This is a genomic window from Pelomonas margarita, from assembly GCF_043555875.1.
Taxonomy (GTDB): domain Bacteria; phylum Pseudomonadota; class Gammaproteobacteria; order Burkholderiales; family Burkholderiaceae_C; genus Pelomonas; species Pelomonas margarita.
In genome coordinates, this window is the sequence record NZ_JBIGHW010000003.1 from 422,712 (window position 1) to 441,323 (window position 18,612).

The window sequence follows — 18,612 nt, forward strand, 5'->3', positions numbered from 1 at the left end:
AGGGGCGCGGTGAGCAAGGGCAAGATCCTGGTCGTCGATGACGACCGACTGGTGTTGGCGACGTTGAGCTACGGGCTGACGCAGGCGGGCTTCGAGGTCATCGACGCCGACAACGGCGACGACGCCATCCTGCTCGCACGCGAACACCGGCCCGAGCTGGCGCTGCTGGACATCCGCATGGAGGGGCTCACGGGCTTCGACGTGGCGGCCTATCTGCGCGAATACTTGCAGACGCCGTTCATGTTCCTGTCCGCCTTCGCCGACGACGCCACCGTCGCCAAGGTCAAGGAACTGGGCGCGGTGGCCTACCTCATCAAGCCGCTGGACATCTCGCAGATCGTGCCGGCCGTGGAGGCCGCCTTCGCCCGCACCGGCACAGCCCCGGCCGCGCCGGCACCCACGCTGCCGGCCGCGCCGCTGCGGCAGCCGCCGTCCGAGCTGCCGCTGACGCTGGACCCCACGGCGCTGGCCGTGGGCGTGCTGATGCACCGCTACTCGCTGCCACGCGATGAGGCGCTGGCCCGCCTGATGAGCCTGGCCGCGGCCGACGACCACAGCCTGCCCGAGCAGGCGCGGCGCATCGTCGACGCGGTGGAGTTGCTGGCCCGGCCGGGTCAGAGGCCGGCGTAGGGCGGGTCGCGACCCGCCGTCGAGCTGAGGGCCAGATCAGGCCGGGATCGCGCGGCAAAGCGGCGGGTCGCGACCCGCCCTACGGCGCCAACGTGAAGTAGAACCGGGCGCCCTCGCCCACCGAAGATTCCGCCCAGATGTCGCCGCCGTGGCGGCGCACGATGCGGCGCACCAGCGCCAGACCCACGCCGGTGCCCTGGAAATCGCTGGCGCTGTGCAGGCGCTGGAACACCCCGAACAGCCGCTCAGCGAAGCGCATGTCGAAGCCCGCGCCGTTGTCGGACACGACAAAGACACGCCGCCCGTTCTGCACCGCGCTGCCGAAACCGATCTCGGCCCGCTCGACCTTGGCGCTGTACTTCCAGGCATTGCCCAGCAGGTTCTCCAGCACCATGCGCAGCAGCGTCGGGTCGCCCTGCACGCTCAGGCCGGGCTCGATGTCCAGCACCAGCTCGCGCTGCGGCGCAGCGCGGCGCAGTTCCTCCACCACATAGCCGGCGAGCTGCGACAGGTTGACCGGCTGACAGGCCAGCGGCCGCGTCGACAGCTGGCTCAGCGACAGCAGCGCGTCAATCATGCTGTTCATGCGTGCCGCAGCGCTCATGACGCGGTCCAGGTGGTCGTTGCCCACGCGGTCCAGCCGGCTGCCGTAGTCCTCCTTCAGGATGCGTGCAAACCCTTCCACCACGCGCAAGGGCGCACGCAGGTCGTGCGACACCGTGTAGCTGAAGGACTCCTGCTCGGCCGCCGGGTCGGGCGGCGGCGCGGGCAAGGGCACAGGCACCGCAACGGCAGCCGAGGCCTCCTCCGGGCACGCCGTGCCCACGTAACCGGCGAACTGCCCCTGGGCATCCATGCAGGGCAACCCGCGCAGGCGCCAGCGCGCCACACCTTCTGGGGCCGCCATCACAAGATCTCCGAACGCTTGGTGGGCCTGCACCCGCTCGCGCAGCTCGTTGCCGGCGTCCGACGCCGCAAAGCGCTCCCACAACAGCTGAGTGCTGAGGCTGGCACCGACCCAGCTGGACGCCAGCCCGCCCTGCGGCGCCTGCCAGCGCACCAGGTGATGGGTAGCGTCTGTCGCCCACTGCCAGTCGCGTTGCAACTGGGCTTGCATCAACAGCTGCTGGCGCGCCTCGCGCAGCGGCTCAGCCAAGCGCTGGCGAGTCAGGCGCACGCCGGCATGCCAGCCCAGCGCCGCGGCCACCAGCACCAAAACACCGGTGAAGAATGCCGTCAGCACCAGCGCCACATGCACCAGCCCGACATCACCACCCCACACCCGCACCAGTGCCAGCACTACCAGGGTTCCCAGCACCAGCATCAGCAGCCCAGCCCCCGCCAGGGCCGCCATCACCAGCCGCATCGGCAGGCGCCGCTGCGGGCGGCGCGATGGCGCGCTGTCGTCGCTGAGACTGTTCATGCGGGAGATTGTAGGCAGCACCCGGCACCGCCCAGGTGCAGATGCACGACCGAGCCGGCTCTGCGGAAACTGTGCATTCCTTCGCGGCGCCCCCCCCTGTGGCCCAGGCTACATTTCTGCAGTACCCGCCCCTCCTGCACGACATGTCCGCCCCCCTCAACGCAGCACTGCTCGACCCCCAGGCCGTCCAACGCCTGCGCGAGCTCGACCCCAGTGGCGGCAACAAGCTGCTGGAACGCGTCGTGGGCGCCTTCTCCACCTCGCTTGAGCGCCTGCTGCCCGAGCTGGAGCGTGCCCGCCTGGACGGAAAGCTGGACTTCACCGCTATCCGCCACGTCAGCCACACGCTGAAGTCGTCATCGGCCAGCCTGGGCGCGATGGCACTGTCGGCGCGTTGCGCCGACATCGAATCGATGGCGCGCGAGGAGCGCGCCGACGGACTGCCTGAACAACTGGACGCTATGCTGCAGGACATCCAACAGGTGCGCGTGGCCCTGGCCGCGCTGCTGTGAGCCCCTCCATGCAGCCCATCGGTCAAGACCTCGACGATCTGCCGCCGCGCCCTCGGGTGCTGCTGGTCGACGACGATGAGGTCAATCTGATCCTGACGGCGGCGGCGCTGCGTGAGCGCGGCTTCGAGGTGACCGAGGCCCCCAGCGGCAGCGAGGCGCTGGCCCAGTTGTCCATCCGCCCGCCGGACGTTGTCGTCCTGGACGCGCTGATGCCCGAACTGGACGGCTTCGAGACCTGCTCGCTGCTGCGGGCCACGCCGGGCTTCGAATCCCTGCCCGTGCTGATGCTGACCGGCCTGGACGACGAGGCCTCCATCAACCGGGCCTACCAGGCCGGTGCGACGGACTTCTTCGTCAAGTCGCCGCAGTGGAGCCTGCTGGATGGGCGGCTGCGCTACCTGCTTCGCAGCTCGCGCACGCGGCTGGAGCTGGAGCGCAGCAAGGCCAAGCTGGCGCGCGCCCAGGATCTGGCCCGCATGGGCAGCTTCGAGTGGCGCCGCGACGTGCCCGGCAGCTTCACGATCTCAGCCGAAGGCCTGCGCGTCTTCGGCCGTGGCCCGCAGGACCGGCTGGACTTCCTCAGCGTGCTGCGCATGGTGCCGGCGGATGACCGCCACATGTTCCTGAGGCTGCTGCGCGACGTCATCGCCCACACGTCCGTCCTCATCACCGACCTGCCGCTGACGCTGCCCGACGGCCGCCAGCGCGTCGTGCACATCGAAGCCGAGCCCGAGTTCAGCGACCAGGGCGCTGCCAGCGGCTACACCGGCATCCTGCAGGATGTGACCGACCGCCGCCAGGCCGAGGACCGCATCCGCCAGCTGGCGCACTTCGACGCCCTCACCGGCCTGCCCAACCGTCGCCAGCTGATTTGGCGCGTGGAGCGCGCCATCGAGAGCGCGCGCCGCGGCGGCCACGAGGTGGGCCTGCTGCTGATCGACCTGGACCGCTTCAAGGTCATCAACGACACGCTGGGCCACGCGGCCGGCGACGAGTTGCTGATCGAGGTCGGTCGGCGCCTGCGCGGCTGCGTGCGCCACTCCGACCAGATCATGGAAGGCGTGCTCGAAGGCCTGGGCGGCCGCAGCCACCGCGGCCTGGAGGCCGTCGGGCGGCTGGGCGGTGACGAGTTCGTTGCGCTGCTGCCCGAGGTGACGGACGAACGCGACGCCGAGCGCGTCGCCCAGCGCGTGCTGGACGCGCTGCGCGAGCCGATCTTCGTCGGTGGCCAGGAGTGTTTCGTCACGGCCAGCGTCGGCATCGCCATCTACCCGCGCGACGGCCAGACCATGGCCGACCTGCTGCGCAATTCCGACGTCGCCATGTACGCGGTGAAGAGCCAGGGCCGCAACGCCTCGGCCGTGTATTCGCCGCAGCTCGCCGGCCACGGCAAGCAGAAGCTGGAGCTGGAGTCCGCGCTGCACAAGGCGCTGGAGCGCAACGAGATCGTGCTGCACTACCAGCCCAAGATCGACGTGCGCGCCGCCCGCATGGTGGGCGCCGAGGCGCTGATGCGCTGGCAGCGCGGCAATGTGCTCGTGCCGCCGGCCGACTTCATCCCGCTGGCCGAGGAAACCGGCCTCATCGTGCCGCTGTCCGAGTGGGCGTTGAAGGAAGCCGCCCGCCAGGCCAAGCTGTGGCAACTGCAGTTCGGCTTCTCCGACTCCATCGCCGTCAACCTGCCCAGCCGGCTGTTCGAGCGCACTGATCTCGTGGAGCACATCCACCAATGCGTCAGCGCCTACGGCGTGCCGCACAGGTCCATCCAGCTCGAGATCACCGAGAACAACCTGATGAAGGACCTGCAGAACGTCATCCCGTCTCTGCACCGGCTGAACGAGGTGGGCGTCGAGATCTCCATCGACGACTTCGGCACCGGCTACTCGTCGCTCGCCTACCTGACCACGCTGCCCATCTCAGAGGTCAAGATCGACCGCACCTTCGTGCGCGACCTGGGCATCACGCCGCAGAGCTCGGCCGTCGTCACAGCCATCATCGCGCTGGCACGCGCCCTGGGCCTGCGCGTCATCGCCGAGGGCGTGGAGACGCTGCGTCAGATGGAGGTGCTGCACCGCCTGGGCTGCTCGCTGATGCAGGGTTTCCTGTTCAGCAAGCCACTGCCGCCTGACGAGCTGGAGCGCTGGATTGCCCAGACCGTGCTGCCGCGCAAGGCTCCCTGGATCACGCAGGCCGACGGCAGCAGCGACCTGTCTCGCGGACAGCGATGAGGCCGCCGCTCGCTCGGGTGCGGCCTGCAGAATGCCGACAAAACGGCACGGACCACTGAGATGCGATCGACCCTTCCACCGGCCCAACTCGCCAAGGCTGCTCTGCAGCGCCTGGCCCAGGCAAGACTGGAACCCACGCCCGAGAACTACGCGCGCGCCTATGCGATCGAGGCCGGGGGCGAGGCCGCTGCCGGCAGCGGCGCGGCCGTTCCTGAGCGTGTGCAGCAGCTGCTGTCGCGCCTGATCAGCCTGGCCCTGCCCTCCGGCACCACGCGTCAGGAGTTGCAGACCTCGCTGCGCGAGCAGCGGCTGGACGAATTGCAGCGCCAGGTGGACAAGCTGCTGGATGTGGCCGGCCCCGCCGCGCAGGCCGAGGCGCTCGCCCAGGCCATCGAGCGCCTGGTGCGCGGGCTGGAGCGCGGCGGCCGGCAATGGACGCTGGCGCGCAAGAAGGAAGGCATCCAGCGCGCGCTGGAGCTGGGTCGCGCCGACAGCGGCAAGCTGGTCAAGCGACTGCTGCAGCTGGTGGCCAGTTGGGACAAAGACGGCGACGGCAGCGAGATCGAGACCGACGAGGACGGCGGCACGCCCAGCCAGCTGTTTGCCGACAGCGACTTTGCCGCCTCCGACTTCCGCGACAGCGGCGGCCTGGAAGAGCCAATGCGCCTGGACCTGTCGACGCCCGCCGTGGACCTCGCGCCCTGGCGCGATGTGAGCCGCGAGCTCAGCGGCACGGTCACCCATGCGCTGCGCTCACCGCAAACCGAGGCCACGACGGCCGAGGCGCTGATGCTGGAGCTGGACGCGGCGCAGGCCGAGCTGCAGGCCGACGGCGCGACACCGCAGCGGGCCGCCCAGATGGCTGCGTTGTGCCTGCGCGCCCGTCACCTGCTGGACCACCGCCGCCACCTGTTCGACGAGCTCGGCGGCCTGTGCCGCGAACTCAGCGGCAGCCTGGTGGATCTGGCCGAGGACGACTCCTGGGCACGCGGCCAAGCCGAGGCCATGAACAACACGCTGGCGCAGGGCCTGTCCGGCCGCGGCGTTCGCGTGGTGTCCGAACTGCTGAGCGGCACACGCGAGCGTCAGCGCGCGCTGCGCGACGAGCGCTCCAAGGCCCGCGATGCGCTGAAGGGCTTGATCCAGCGCATGCTGACCGAGCTGGGCGAGCTGGGCCAGCACACCGACCGTTTCCAGAACAGCGTGGGCCGCTACGCCGACGCCATCGAGCAGGCCGATTCGCTGGAAAGCCTGGCGGGCACGGTGCGCGAGATGGTGGAGGAAAGCCGCAGCGTGCAGGGCCTGGTGGCCCAGACGCAGGAACGGCTGACGCTGGAGCACGACCGCGCCAGCGCGCTGACGCAGCGCGTCGAGACGCTGGAGGGCGAGCTGCGCCGGCTCTCCAATGAAGTCCACACCGATCAGCTGACACAGGTAGCCAACCGCCGCGGCCTGATTCAGGCCTTCGGCATCGAACAGGCGCGCGCCGAGCGCGAGCAGACGCGCGTGGCGCTGGCACTGCTGGACATCGACAACTTCAAGAAGCTCAACGACACGCTGGGTCACCATGCGGGCGACATCGCGCTGAAGTCACTGGCCGAACGCACCCAGGCCTCGCTGAGGCCGGGCGACATGGTGGCGCGCTACGGCGGCGAGGAGTTTGTGTTGATGCTGCCCGACACGCCGCTGGACGAGGCACAAGCCGTGCTGGTGCGGCTGCAGCGCTCGCTGTCCTCGGCACTGTTCAACCATGAGGGCAAGGACGTGTTCGTCACCTTCTCGGCCGGCGTCACGCTGTACCGGGCCGGCGAGACGCTGGAAGCCGCCCTGGACCGCGCCGACGTCGCACTCTACGAGGCCAAGCACACGGGCAAGAACCGCGCGTGCATCGCCGAATGAGGATCAGCGCCCTTCGCACCTGACCGCGTGTCGGGCGCCCAGCCCGGGTGATGCGGCTGTTCAACGCTGAACAATCGCGCCGGCCAGCCCCGTGCCATTTGCGGACCATGAGGCGGGGCCACGTGGGCCCTGCGTTGGTCCCGGACCTGGTTTTCCGGGCACCTCGTGCTACCAGTCGCGCAGCTTGACGCGCAACCTGGCGATGGACTGGCTGTGCAGCTGGCACACGCGGGACTCGGTGACCTTGAGGACGGCCGCGATCTCCTTGAGATTCATGTCGTGCTCGTAGTACATGCTCATCACGAACTGCTCGCGCTCGGGCAGGTTCTTGATGGCCGCCACCAGCGCCTCGCGCATGCGGTGGTCCTGCAACTGCAGCATGGGGTTGCCGGCCTCGTCGGCGACATGGCGGTCGAGGTAGTCCTCGTCGCCGTCGTCGCCGGACATGTCTTCCAGGTAGATCAGCTGCGTGCCGCGCACCTTGGACAGCAGCTCCTGGTACTCCTGCAGCCCCAGCCCCATTTCGGCAGCGATCTCGGCCTCACTGGGCGCGCGGCCCAGGCGCTGTTCGACCCTGTGGACGGCAGCCTCGATCTCGCGCTGCTGACGGCGCGTGCCTCGGCTCATCCAGTCGCCGCCGCGCAGCTCGTCGAGCATGGCGCCACGGATGCGCTGGGTCGCAAAGGTCTCGAACTGCACGCCCTGCTCGGCGTCGAAACGCGACAGCGCGTCGGTCAGACCGATGAGGCCCACCTGGATCAGGTCGTCCACCTCCACGTTGGCCGGCAGCTTGGCGATCATCTGATGCGCCAGGCGTCGCACCAGCGGGCTGTACTGCTTGATCAGCGTGCTGTTGTCGAGACGGCCTTTGGGCGTGTACATGTCAGCTCCGACGTGAGGTCAGTGCGCGGCGAGCGGGGCGTGGACGGGGCTGCGCACCGGGCGCAGCGGGGTGGCGTCGGACGAAGCACCGATGGCCGCGCCGGGCGGCGCCGCCAGCAGCAGCTCGCGGGCAAGGTGGCGCAGCTCGGGCGACAACGGTGCGTGCTGGGAGGCGCGCGGGTCCAGGCAGGCCCAGTCCCGCAGCACCGCGCCGAGGAAGCCGTCGGCGCAGGAGTGCAGCTGTTGCGCGATGCGGGTGGCCACGCGCAGTTGGGGGTGGCAGGCCATCAGCAGACTGTAGACCATCAGCCCGGCGCGCTGTGTGAGCCATTTCATGCCCGCGTAGGCTTCGGTGATGCTGCGCGGGTCGGTATCGGCCAGCAGCAGCGGGCGCACTTCGCGCAGCGCGACGACACGAGCCAGCTCGGCCGCCGGTGCGTGCAGCAGGATGATGTCTGCCTCGGGCGCCGCCGCGGCCAGCGCCTCCAGGAAGGACGCCGCCGACCCCTGGGCGTTGATGTAGCGCATCGGCAGGCCGCGCGCGGCCAGGTAGGAGACGCGGGGCGACAGGCGCTCGATGCAGTTGGACAACTCGACCTGCGCGAGCTCGGAAGGCGCCGGCGACGACTCGCCCGCATCCACCACCAGCGTCTGCAGGTTCAGTTCGGCGAAAGCGGCGCACAAGCCTTCCAGCAGCACACCAGCGCCCATGACGGCGGGGTTGCTGACGACGGGCACGAAGCGCGTCTTGCTGGCGGCGAACAGCCGGCGCAGACCGTGGGCTTGATCCTGGAGCATGCTCGGGCCTTGGGACATCAATGCAGGGCCTGCGGGCCGAGATCGCTCAGCGGCGCGCCGGCGAAGATGAGGTTCACATCGGTGTTGTCCATGCGCCAGGCGCCGGCGGCAGGGCTCTTGAGCGCCTTCTGCACCAGGGCCACGCTAGGCAGGCGGTGCCAGTCCTCCGGCACGCGCTGGCCGTTGGCCACGCCAAGCACCTTGAGCTTGTGACGGATCAGCGTGTCCAGCGCCGGAGCCAGCTTGACAGCCTCGTCGATCTTGCTGAGCACGACGCCTTCGCAGGCCGCCGCCTTCCAGGCGTTGACGACGTCCTCGATCGTCTCGCCCTGCTGCGCGGCATTGATGACCAGCAGCTTCTTGATGCTGGGGTGGGCCAGCATCTCCAGCAGCTCCTGCGTGCGGCTGTCGCGCTGGGCCATGCCGGCGGTGTCGATGAGCACCAGCTTCTTGCTGGACAGCAGGTCCAGCAGGTCGTCCAGCGACGCTCGGTCGTGGGCGGTGTGCACCGGCACGCCGAGGATGCGGCCGTAGGCGCGCAGCTGTTCGTGGGCGCCGACGCGGTAGGCGTCCAACGTGATCAGGCCCAGTTGGCCCGCGCCGTACTTTGTGGCGAAGTGGGCGGCCAGCTTGGCGGTCGTCGTGGTCTTGCCGACACCGGTGGAGCCGATCAGCGCGAACACGCCGCCGCGGTCCTCGATGGCCGGCGCGGCCTCGTCGGTCTGCAGATTGCGCGACAGCACATGGGCGGCCCAGGCGGTCTCGTCGGCGGGGTCGTGCGTGGCACCGGCCTTGAACTCGGATGGGCAGCTCTCGGCCAGCTTGCGCACCAGGGCGGGTGAAAAACCCAGCTCAAGCAGCTTTTGCGTCAGGCGCGCCTGCACGGGCTGGCGCTGCAGCTTTTCCATGAAGGCCAGCGACGAGAACCGCTCCTCGATCAAGCCGCGCATCTGGCGCAGCTCGGAGGCCATGTCCATCTGGCTGCGCTGTGTGGCCGTGGGCTGACCGGGCAGCGGCTGGGGCTCGACCGTCGCGATGTCGCTGAGCAGCGGCACCGGGCGTGCGGGCGCAGCCGGCGGGATGCGGATCTCGTCGCGCAGCACCGGCGGCATGTTGCGCGGCGCGGGCGCGGCGGCGCGGCGCGGTGCCAGCGCAGCCATGGCCTCTGCGGCGCGGCGTTCGCGTTGGGCGCGCACAGCGTCCAGCGACACCGCCGGCGGCTGCTGCGGTGCAGGCGCCGCGGACGCCATGACCGGGTCAGGCTGGCCGGCCATCTCGGCCTGGCGGCGACGCAGCACGCGCTCGCGGACATAGTCCTGGAAGCTCAGCGTGCTCATGGCCAGTTGCTCGACGTCCTGGCGCACCTCGGGCGCACCGAAGCTGGGCTCCTGGCGCGAACGCTCGGCAAAGCTGGCACGCGGCTGCGGCTGGGCCGGTGAGGGCTGCGCAGCCGGGCGGGCCACGGTGCGAGGTGCGGTCTGGGCGATCTGCTCGATCTGCCCCATGCCCTCGGGCGCCATGGCCAGCACTTCCACGCCGTTCGGCACGGTTTTGTTGGACAGCACGACCGCGTCGGGGCCGAAGGCCTGCTTGACGAGAGCGAGGGCCTCGCGGGACGTCCTCGCGGTGAACTTTCGGACATTCATGCTGTGCCTCCGATGATGGAGCCGATGCGGATGGTGTGGGTCTCAGGGATCTCGCTGTGGCCCAGCACCTTGAGGCGCGGCGCAGCGCGCTTGAGCAGGCGAGCCATGGGCGCGCGAATCAGGTCGGGCACCAGCAGCGTGGCGGGCACGCCGCGGTCTTCCTGCTTCTGGGCCGTCTCGGCGGCACTGCGAGCCAGCGTGTCGGCCACACCGGGGTCCAGCGCCGCGCCGTGCGGCGAATTGAGGGCCTGCGTGACGAGGCGCTCCAGCTCGGGCTCCAGCGCGATGACGTCCAGCTCTTTGGTGGAGCCGTAGATCTGCTGCACGATGGCCGGCGCAATGTGGGTGCGGATGCGGCGGGCCAGCTCCTGCGGGTCCGTCACGGTAGCCGATGTCTCGGCCAGGCATTCAACGATGGAGCGCATGTCGCGCACGTGCACGCCCTCTTCCAGCAGCAGCTGGAGAACTCGTTGCAGTGTGGCGATGCTGACCATCTTGGGAATCACGTCTTCGATCAATTGCGGCGCCTGCTTGGTGAGGTGTTCCACCAGGGCCTGTGTCTCCACGCGGCCCAGCAGCTTGGCTGCATGCACTTGCATCAAGTGTGAAAGGTGGGTGGCCACGACAGTCGAGCAATCAACCACCGTAAACCCGCTCATTTGGGCCATCTCTTTTTGCCGCTCTTCAATCCACACGGCCGGCAGGCCGAAGGCGGGGTCGGTGGTCTGAGTGCCGATGAGCTTCTGCGTCGCATGGCCTGGGTTGATGGCCAGCCACATGCCGGGGAAGGCCTCGGCCTCGCCGACGACAGCGCCACGCAGCGAGATACGGTACTGGCTGGGGCGCAGCTCCAGGTTGTCGCGGATGTGCACCGGCGGCGGCAGGAAGCCGACCTCCTGCGCGAACTTGCGGCGCACGCCCTTGATGCGGCTCAGCAGGTCGCCCTCGCGGGTCTTGTCGACCAGCGTGATGAGGCGATAACCCACCTCCAGGCCCAGCGTGTCCACAGGCACCAGGTCTTCCCAGCTGGCCTCGCCGCTGCCCTCGCTGGGCGGCATCACCGGCTTGACGGCCTTGGCCACCTCGGCGGCCTGCTCCTTGGTGCGCAGCCACCAGGCCAGGTAACCCAACCCGGAGGCGATCAGCAGGAACACGACATGCGGCATGCCCGGGATCAGCCCCAGCGCGCCAATGACGCCAGCCGTGATGGCGATGCTCTTGGCCGAGCCGAACACCTGCTTGCCGATCTGGCTGCCGATGGCCTTGTCCGTGCCCACGCGCGACACCACCATCGCAGCCGCCACCGAGATCAGCAGCGCCGGGATCTGCGCGACGAGCGCGTCACCCACGGCCAGCAGGATGTAGCTGTTGGCAGCCTGACCGGCAGACAGGCCGTGCTGCGCCACGCCGATGATGAAGCCGCCGACGATGTTGATCGCCAGGATCAGCATGCCCGCGATAGCGTCGCCTCGCACGAACTTGCTGGCACCATCCATGGAGCCGAAGAAGTCCGCTTCGTCCGACAGCTCGGCGCGGCGGCGCTTGGCCTCGGCCTCGTTGATGAGGCCGGCGTTGAGGTCGGCGTCCACGGCCATCTGCTTGCCGGGCATGGCATCCAGCGTGAAGCGCGCGCCGACCTCGGCGATGCGCTCCGCACCCTTGGTCACGACGATGAAGTTGATGACCACAAGGATGGCGAACACGATCAGGCCGACTGCGAAGTTGCCACCGATCAGGAAGTGCCCGAAGGCCTCGATGACCTTGCCGGCCGCGCCCGTGCCCGTGTGGCCCTCCAGCAGCACCACGCGCGTGGACGCGACGTTGAGCGACAGGCGCATCAGCGTGGTCAGCAGCAACACGGTCGGGAAAGCCGCGAAGTCCAGCGGCCGGATCATGTTGGCCGCCACCATGGTCACCATCACCGCCATCGCGATGTTGAAGGTGAACAGCAGGTCCAGCACGAAGGGCGGCAGCGGCAGCACCATCATGGCCAGCACCAGCAGCACGGCCACCGGTGCGCCAAGCGCGGCGATGACGCCGGCACGCGGGCCGAGCAGGGCTTGGAGTTTGGCGGTGAGCTGGTTCATGGGGCGACAGGGATCTCACCCGCATTTTTCGCGGCAGCCCGCCAAACTTGAGCCGGAGAAGCGGCGGGAAAACCGCGCTGTTTCGCGGCCCGCAACGGCGCCTATTCGGCGAGGTCCTCGTCGGGCACCCAGCCCGGCTGGTTGTGCGGGTCCAGCTCGGGCGGCACATGCGGCTTGGGCATGTCGGGCCGGGCCACATGACGCGAGGCCAGTGCGGCGCGCAGCTGGTAGACGTAGGCCAGCACCTGCGCCACAGCACCGAACAGCGCAGCGGGGATCTCGTGGTCCAGCTTGGCGTGGGCGTACAGCGCACGCGCCAGCACCGGCTGCTGCAACACGGGTACCTTGCTCTCCTTGGCCAGGTCGCGGATCTTCAGCGCCAGCAGGTCCGCACCCTTGGCAATCACCTTGGGCGCGGCCATCTTGCCTTCCTCGTACTTGAGGGCCACGGCATAGTGGGTCGGGTTCATGACCACGAGGTCGGCCTGCGGCACGGCTGCCAGCATGCGGCGCTTGGCCATCTCGCGCATCTTGGCGCGGATTCTGGCCTTGACCTCCATGTTGCCTTCCATCTCCTTGAGTTCCTGCTTCGCCTCCTCACGGCTCATGCGCAGGCGGCGCAGCCACAGCTGGCGCTGCAGCGGCACATCGATGGCCGCGAACACCGCCAGCGCCACGGCCAGCAGCGCCAACCCGCCCATCAGCTGCTGGCCCGCATAGGCCAGCGCCGACGGCAGCGGCACGGACATGATGCTCACGTAGGCCGCCAGCCTGTCCTTCAGCACCAGCGCGCCCACGGTACCCAGCACCAGCGCCAGCAGCACGGCCTTCAGTGCCGTGCCCAGACCCTGGCCGGTGAACAGCCGCTTGAGGCCGGAGATCGGGTCCAGGTGGCTGAACTTCGGCGCCAGCGGCTTCATCGTCCAGTTCCAGCCTCCGCTGGCCAGGTTGCTGGCGATGGCCGCCAGCATCAGCAGCAGCCCCAGCGGCAGCGCGACGAGTGCGAAGGCCAGTGACATCTCCACCAGGCGCTCAGCCATGAAACCGGGCCGCGCCAGCAGGCTGGCGTCGAAGTGCAGGCCCGTGCGCAGCATGCTGCGCAGCTCATCGACGATGAGCGGCCCACCCGCCATCAGCGCGGCACCGCCCGCAGCCATCATCGCGAAGTGCGGCAGGTCGCGCGACCGCGGCAACTGCCCCTCGGCCCGAGATTTCTGGATCTTCTTGGGCGAGGCGGGTAGGTTGCGGTCTTGTGCGTCTTGGTCGGCCATGGCGGTTTGTCAGCGCTGGCCAGATTGTTCCGAGCCTGCCCCGCCCACTTGAGCGGGAATAGCGTGGCACACACCGCCCTGTTCCGCGTCCACCACGGCCAACACCGCCACAGCAGCACCGCCAGAAATGCAAAAGGCCGGCAATTGCCGGCCCTGTCTGGTGCGCCCGCTGCGCAGCGAGGGGTTCAGAAACCCAGGCTGGCCAGCAGGTCGTCGACCTCGCCCTGGTTGGTGACGACGTCGGTGCGGCCTTCGGCGTTGACGACCGGCCCCTGCAGGATGTTCGGGTCAACCTTCTCTCGCTGCTCCGGCGGCACCACCTGCACCAGCAACTTCACAAGGCTGTCTTCCAGGTCGTTGGCCAGGTTCACGACCTTGGCGACGACCTGGCCGGTGAGGTCGTGGAAGTCCTGCGCCAGCATGATGTCGGTCAGGTGGTTGTCGATGCTCGTGGTGCGGCTCTCGACATCCTTGACGAAGTTCATCACCGCACCGCTGGCGACGGCCCGGACGGGGTCGGCCACGATGGCGGCAGCCAGCTCCTGCGTCGCCTTGCTGATGCCCGCGTGCTCGGCCTTGGCCTGGTCTACAGAATTCAGCACCTTCTCGGCCGCAGCGGCCGTCTTGCTGGCGATGTAGCTCAGGCGGCTGCGCGCATCGGGCAGGCCGTCGGTGGCCACCTGCAGCTTGGGCATGACGCCCAGGCGCTGCATGGTGTCATGCAGCGTGCGGGTGATGGTACCGAGCTGCTGGAAGACTTCGGGCGAGACAAGCAGCGGCTCCTGCGCGTTGCCCAACTGATCCAACTGATCCATCGACATGACAGTCCCCTTTTGAATTGTTGTCGTCAAGCAGCCGCTGCCAGCTTCTGCATGATCTTGAGAACTTTCTCTTCCAGCGTCGCCTTGGTGAAAGGCTTGACGATGTAGCCGGCGGCGCCGGACTGCGCCGCCAGCACGATGTCTTCCTTGCGGGCCTCGGCCGTCACCATCAGCACCGGCAGGTGCTTGAGGTTGGGGTCCTCCTTGATGGCCTTCAGCAACTCGAAGCCCGTCATGTTGGGCATGTTGATGTCGCTGACGACGAAATCGAACTTGGCGCCCTTGAGCATGCTCAGCGCCTCGACGCCGTCTTCGGCCTCTTCACAGTTGTTGTAGCCGATCTCTTTCAGCAGACCGCGGACGATGCGGCGCATGGTGGAGAAGTCGTCAACGACCAGGAATTTCATGTCAGCGCTCATGGCGATCCTCTATCTGGGGCAGGCGGGATTTCAGGGTCAGGCCGCAGTCTAGTTTCTAGCGGCCGGCCCCCGGCGGCTGAGTTTGCGGCATTTTGCCGATAGCGGGCACTTGCGTGGCCTCCTGCGGCGCGGAAGCCGCATCGACCTCGGGCTCGTCCGGCACGTTCTTCAGCACCGCATCCTCCGCGTCACGGTTCATGACGATGATGCTGATGCGGCGGTTCAGAGCGCCATTCGGGTCCTTGGCATCCAGCAGCTTGCTGGCCGCCAGCCCTTGCACGCGCAGCATGCGCGCCTCCTGCAGCCCGCCTGCCACCAGTTCGCGGCGGGACGCATTGGCCCGGTCGGCCGACAGCTCCCAGTTGCTGTAGCCCTTGTCACCTGCGGAGAAGGGCTGGGCGTCGGTATGACCTTCCACCGTCAGGCGGTTGGGCACTTCGGTCAGCACGCTGCCCAACTCCTGCAGCAGCTCGCGCATGTAGGGCTTCACGACGGCGCTGCCACTGTCGAACATGGGCCGGTTGCCCTCGTCGACGATCTGGATGCGCAGACCTTCCTTGGTCATGTCCAGCCGGATCTGGCCGCCCAAAGCAGCCAGCTTGGGGTTCTCGGCCAGCACGTCCTCGACCTTGGTCTTGAGCTGCTCCAACCGCGCCCGCTCGGCTTTGCGCTGCTCTTCCTTGAGCGCGCGCAGCGTGTAGCTGGACTTCTTGGCGTCGCTCTGGCCTTCCTTGACCTGGCCGGTCTCGCGTGTGAGGTCCTTGCCGCCGCCGCGCACGACGCTGGAGGAGTCGCCCGAGCCCGAGCCGCCCAGCATGGCCACGCGCAATGGCGACTGGAAGTACTCGGCGATGCCCTTCTTGTCGCCCTCGGTGGTGGAGCCCAGCAGCCACATCAGCAGGAAGAAGGCCATCATGGCCGTCACGAAGTCGGCGTAGGCAATCTTCCACGCGCCGCCGTGCGCCGCGTGGCCGCCCTTCTTCACCTTCTTGATGATGATGGGCTGGAGCTTCTTTGCGTCGCCGGCCACTACGCAGCCCCCATGTCACCGAGTACGGCTGCCGCCGCCCGAGGGGGCGCGGCCGGCCTTGGGGCGGCCCGGCGGCCGGCCATGGCTGCGCTTGTCATCACTTCTTCTTCACGTGACCTTCGAGCTCGGAGAAGCTCGGACGGTCGCCAGAGAACAGCACCTTGCGGCCGAACTCGATGGCCACCTGCGGCGCGTAGCCCTGCATGCTGGCCAGCAGCGTGGTCTTGATGCACTGGAATTCCTTGCCGGCGTCTTCCACCTTCTGCTCCAGCAGGCCGCCCAGCGGCTCGACGAAGCCGTAGGCCAGCAGAATGCCCAGGAAGGTACCGACCAGTGCCGAGCCGATCATGCCGCCCAGCACCGCGGGCGGCTGGCCCACCGAGCCCATGGTGTTCACCACGCCCAGCACTGCCGCCACGATGCCGAAGGCCGGCAGGCCGCCGGCCAGGCGACCCAGCGCGGCCACGGCTGCGTGCTCTTCCTGGTGGTGGGTCTCGATCTCGCTGTCCATCAGCGACTCGATCTCGTGCGCGTTCAGGTTGCCCGACACCATCATGCGCAGGTAGTCGGTGATGAACTCCGTGACGTGGTGGTCATTGCCCACCACCGGGTATTTCTGGAACAGCGGCGAGCTGTGCGGATCCTCGACGTCCTTCTCGATGGACATCAGGCCTTCCTTGCGCGCCTTCTGCAGGATGTCGTACATCAGCGCCAGCAGCTCCATGTACCGCGCTTTGCTGTACTTGCTGCCCTTGAAACACAGGCCCAGGCCCGCGATGGTGGCCTTGACGACCTTCATCTGGTTGTTGGCCAGAAAGGCGCCGATGGCCGCGCCGAAGATGGTCGTCATCTCGAAAGGCAACGCCTTCAGGATCACGCCCATGTTCCCGCCGTGCACGATGTAGACGCCGAAGATGCAGGCCAAGGCGAGGAGCCAGCCGATGATGACGAACATGCTTGGTCGAGGTGGAGGTGGTCAACCCTCAACGGCCCGCTGCCGGGAGGTTCATAAAGTATGCCGCGCCGGGCGCGGCCCTGAACGCATCATTTAGCGGGCTTTGACGCAACATTACGCGCCACCCGGTAGACCCGGACGTACTGGCCGTGGGGCAGCTGCCACTGCGCGGCTGGCGCCACCTCGGGCACCGCGAAGTCCAGGCTGACCAGCCAGGCGCCGGGCGCCATCTCGGCGCAGGCCTTGGCCCAGACCCGCGGCATGGACTCGGGCCGCTGGAACACATAGACCAGCGCGAACGGCGCCCAGTCGTCGGCCCACAGGTCGCCCCGCCGCACACGCGCGCCGCGCGCCCGCCAGCGGGCCAGCCAAGCCAGCGGCCGACTCCACTCCACTCCTTCGACATCCGCCTGCGGATAGGCCGCCCGCAGCTCGCGCAGGCCGTCACCCGTGCCGCAGCCGGCGTCCAGCACCCGCGCGCCGGGCGCCAGCGGCGCCGCCTCGGCCAGGCCGGCCAGCGCGCCACGCGGCGTCGGAAACAGCGGCGCCTCGCTCCAGCTGCGCCGCGGGTACAGCCACCACAGCAGCGCCAGCGGCAGCAGCCACAGCAGCGCGGGCGCCCCACCCTGCCAGCCCAGCATCAGCGTCGACAGCGGGAAACCCAAGGCCGCGATCAGGCGCCGCCAGCGTGCCGCGTAGAGCAGCGCCAGCGCACCGCCGAGCCCGGCGCCCGCGATGAGCGCGATCTCCCGCCCCAGGCCCAGCCGCAGCAGCAGCGCTTGGGCGAGCCAGGCGGCCAGCCACACCAGCAGGGCCGACAAGGGCCAGACCGTGACCAGCCGACGCAGGCCGGCGCTCACGGCCACGGGTGCGCCGCGCGCAGTTCCGCAGCCTCGGCCGCGCGGCCCGTACCTTCCAGCACCAGGGCCAGGTTGTGCGCGGCGAGGAAGCTGCCGCGGCCGGCCACCGCACCGGGCTGCTCCGGGCGCTCGCCCAGCGCCAGGCAGCGCTGCCAGGCCGCCTCGATCATGGGCAGCAGCTCGCCCGCCTGCGCCGGCTGCTCGGCCGCCAGGTCCAGCAGCACATCGCCAATGGCGAAGAAGAAATCGGGCGAGTCGGCCGCGGCGTCCAGCTGCGTGTTCGCGAAGTCCATCGCATCGGCATGGCGCCCCAGGCATTTCAGCGCAAACAGGCGGCGCGGCAGCAGATCGGGCCACCAGGGGGCGGCGCCCACGGCCGGCAGCGCGCAGGCTCGGGCGAAGGCCGCTTCGGCGCCGTCGTGCTCGTCGTAAACCGCGCAGTCCTTGCCCAGCTGGTACCAGAGGTAGGCGTCGTCCGGCGCCTCGGCCAGCGCCTGCTGCAGCAGCTGGCGATTGCGGCCTCGCTTGTGGGCCAGCCGCTCGGCCACGTAGCCGTCATGCCCAACCACCAGCGGCAGTCGGCGCACCGGCAAGGCGTGCTGAGGCTGCTCGTGCACCCGGCCGGCATAGCGCAACGGGCCGGGCAGCACACGGCTTAGCCAGGCGACAGCCTCAGCCTGGCGCTCGGGCGCGAGGTCGAAGCGGTCACGCAGCTGCAACGCGCCGACGAACGACGGCGGCGTGTCGCGAAGCGCCTGCAGCGCCTCGCCACCATCGATCAGCCACTCGTCGGCATCCAGCACCAGATGCCAGTCCGCGCCGGCCAGCGCCAGCGCCTCGTTGCGGGCGGCCGAGAAGTCGTCGCACCACGCAAAGCGGGCAACGCGCGCGCCGTGCAAGCGGGCGACCCGTACCGTGTCGTCGCGCGAGCCGGTGTCCAGCACCAGCATCTCGTCCACCCACGGCCGCACGCTGTCCAGCAGCCGACCGATGCGCGCGGCCTCGTCGCGGGCGATCACGACAAGGGCCAGGCGGCAGGGCACAGCAGCGGTCATGCCGGCATTGTGGTCATGCGCGAGGCCCCGCTCGGCGATTTCAAGGGCGGATTTCCCCCTCTTCACCGCGTTTCGCGCCGGCGGCAGGCGGCCTAG

At 69.1% G+C, this 18,612-nt stretch carries 16 protein-coding genes; 4 read left to right on the top strand and 12 right to left on the bottom strand.

The annotated features are described in order from the left end of the window. Positions 1–9 precede the first annotated feature (9 nt). Positions 10–630 (top strand): response regulator, encoded by a 621-nt coding sequence (locus ACG0Z3_RS07990; RefSeq protein ID WP_394396749.1) that lies wholly within the window; start codon positions 10–12, stop codon positions 628–630. A 79-nt stretch (positions 631–709) separates the two neighbouring features. Here ACG0Z3_RS07990 and ACG0Z3_RS07995 read toward each other — a convergent pair whose 3' ends face one another. Further along, positions 710–2,053 (bottom strand): sensor histidine kinase, encoded by a 1,344-nt coding sequence (locus tag ACG0Z3_RS07995; protein ID WP_394396750.1) that lies wholly within the window; start codon positions 2,051–2,053, stop codon positions 710–712. A 143-nt stretch (positions 2,054–2,196) separates the two neighbouring features. Here ACG0Z3_RS07995 and ACG0Z3_RS08000 point away from each other — a divergent pair, with 143 nt between their 5' ends. The 3 genes from ACG0Z3_RS08000 to ACG0Z3_RS08010 are packed head-to-tail and all read left to right on the top strand — an operon-like array spanning position 2,197 to position 6,692. Further along, entirely contained in the window at positions 2,197–2,565 is a 369-nt protein-coding gene (locus ACG0Z3_RS08000; protein WP_394396751.1) for an Hpt domain-containing protein, read from the top strand. Positions 2,566–2,573: 8 nt separating this feature from the next. Then, entirely contained in the window at positions 2,574–4,793 is a 2,220-nt protein-coding gene (locus tag ACG0Z3_RS08005; RefSeq protein ID WP_394396752.1) for a putative bifunctional diguanylate cyclase/phosphodiesterase, read from the top strand. A gap of 60 nt (positions 4,794–4,853) precedes the next feature. Further along, complete coding sequence (locus ACG0Z3_RS08010) at positions 4,854–6,692, top strand: GGDEF domain-containing protein (protein WP_394396753.1); 1,839 nt, start codon at positions 4,854–4,856, stop codon at positions 6,690–6,692. Between the two features lie 168 nt (positions 6,693–6,860). Here ACG0Z3_RS08010 and ACG0Z3_RS08015 read toward each other — a convergent pair whose 3' ends face one another. From ACG0Z3_RS08015 to ACG0Z3_RS08065, 11 genes are all read right to left on the bottom strand, one after another. Then, positions 6,861–7,574, bottom strand: coding sequence for an RNA polymerase sigma factor FliA (locus ACG0Z3_RS08015; RefSeq protein WP_394396754.1), 714 nt, complete (start codon positions 7,572–7,574; stop codon positions 6,861–6,863). 18 nt (positions 7,575–7,592) lie between these two features. Next, positions 7,593–8,372, bottom strand: a complete 780-nt coding sequence (locus tag ACG0Z3_RS08020; RefSeq protein WP_394396755.1) for a flagellar biosynthesis protein — start codon at positions 8,370–8,372, stop codon at positions 7,593–7,595. A gap of 17 nt (positions 8,373–8,389) precedes the next feature. Further along, positions 8,390–10,018, bottom strand: coding sequence for a flagellar biosynthesis GTPase FlhF (gene flhF, locus ACG0Z3_RS08025; RefSeq protein ID WP_394396756.1), 1,629 nt, complete (start codon positions 10,016–10,018; stop codon positions 8,390–8,392). Further along, entirely contained in the window at positions 10,015–12,105 is a 2,091-nt protein-coding gene (flhA, locus tag ACG0Z3_RS08030) for a flagellar biosynthesis protein FlhA (protein ID WP_394396757.1), read from the bottom strand. The genes flhF and flhA overlap by 4 nt, the downstream gene beginning before the upstream one ends. 101 nt (positions 12,106–12,206) lie before the next feature. Beyond that, positions 12,207–13,376, bottom strand: a complete 1,170-nt coding sequence (gene flhB / locus ACG0Z3_RS08035; protein ID WP_394396758.1) for a flagellar biosynthesis protein FlhB — start codon at positions 13,374–13,376, stop codon at positions 12,207–12,209. Between the two features lie 185 nt (positions 13,377–13,561). Beyond that, entirely contained in the window at positions 13,562–14,191 is a 630-nt protein-coding gene (locus ACG0Z3_RS08040; RefSeq protein WP_394396853.1) for a protein phosphatase CheZ, read from the bottom strand. Positions 14,192–14,223: 32 nt separating this feature from the next. Then, complete coding sequence (cheY, locus tag ACG0Z3_RS08045) at positions 14,224–14,616, bottom strand: chemotaxis response regulator CheY (RefSeq protein ID WP_233371843.1); 393 nt, start codon at positions 14,614–14,616, stop codon at positions 14,224–14,226. 55 nt (positions 14,617–14,671) lie between these two features. After that, positions 14,672–15,646, bottom strand: coding sequence for a flagellar motor protein MotB (gene motB, locus ACG0Z3_RS08050; protein WP_394396759.1), 975 nt, complete (start codon positions 15,644–15,646; stop codon positions 14,672–14,674). A 97-nt stretch (positions 15,647–15,743) separates the two neighbouring features. Next, positions 15,744–16,601, bottom strand: coding sequence for a flagellar motor stator protein MotA (gene motA / locus ACG0Z3_RS08055; protein WP_394396760.1), 858 nt, complete (start codon positions 16,599–16,601; stop codon positions 15,744–15,746). A gap of 89 nt (positions 16,602–16,690) precedes the next feature. Beyond that, positions 16,691–17,461 carry a class I SAM-dependent methyltransferase gene (locus tag ACG0Z3_RS08060; RefSeq protein WP_394396761.1) on the bottom strand — a complete coding sequence of 257 codons (771 nt, stop codon included), beginning with the start codon at positions 17,459–17,461 and terminating at the stop codon, positions 16,691–16,693. Continuing rightward, entirely contained in the window at positions 17,458–18,516 is a 1,059-nt protein-coding gene (locus ACG0Z3_RS08065; protein WP_394396762.1) for a glycosyltransferase family 2 protein, read from the bottom strand. Before ACG0Z3_RS08065 ends, ACG0Z3_RS08060 begins: the two co-directional genes overlap by 4 nt. Positions 18,517–18,612: the final 96 nt, after the last annotated feature.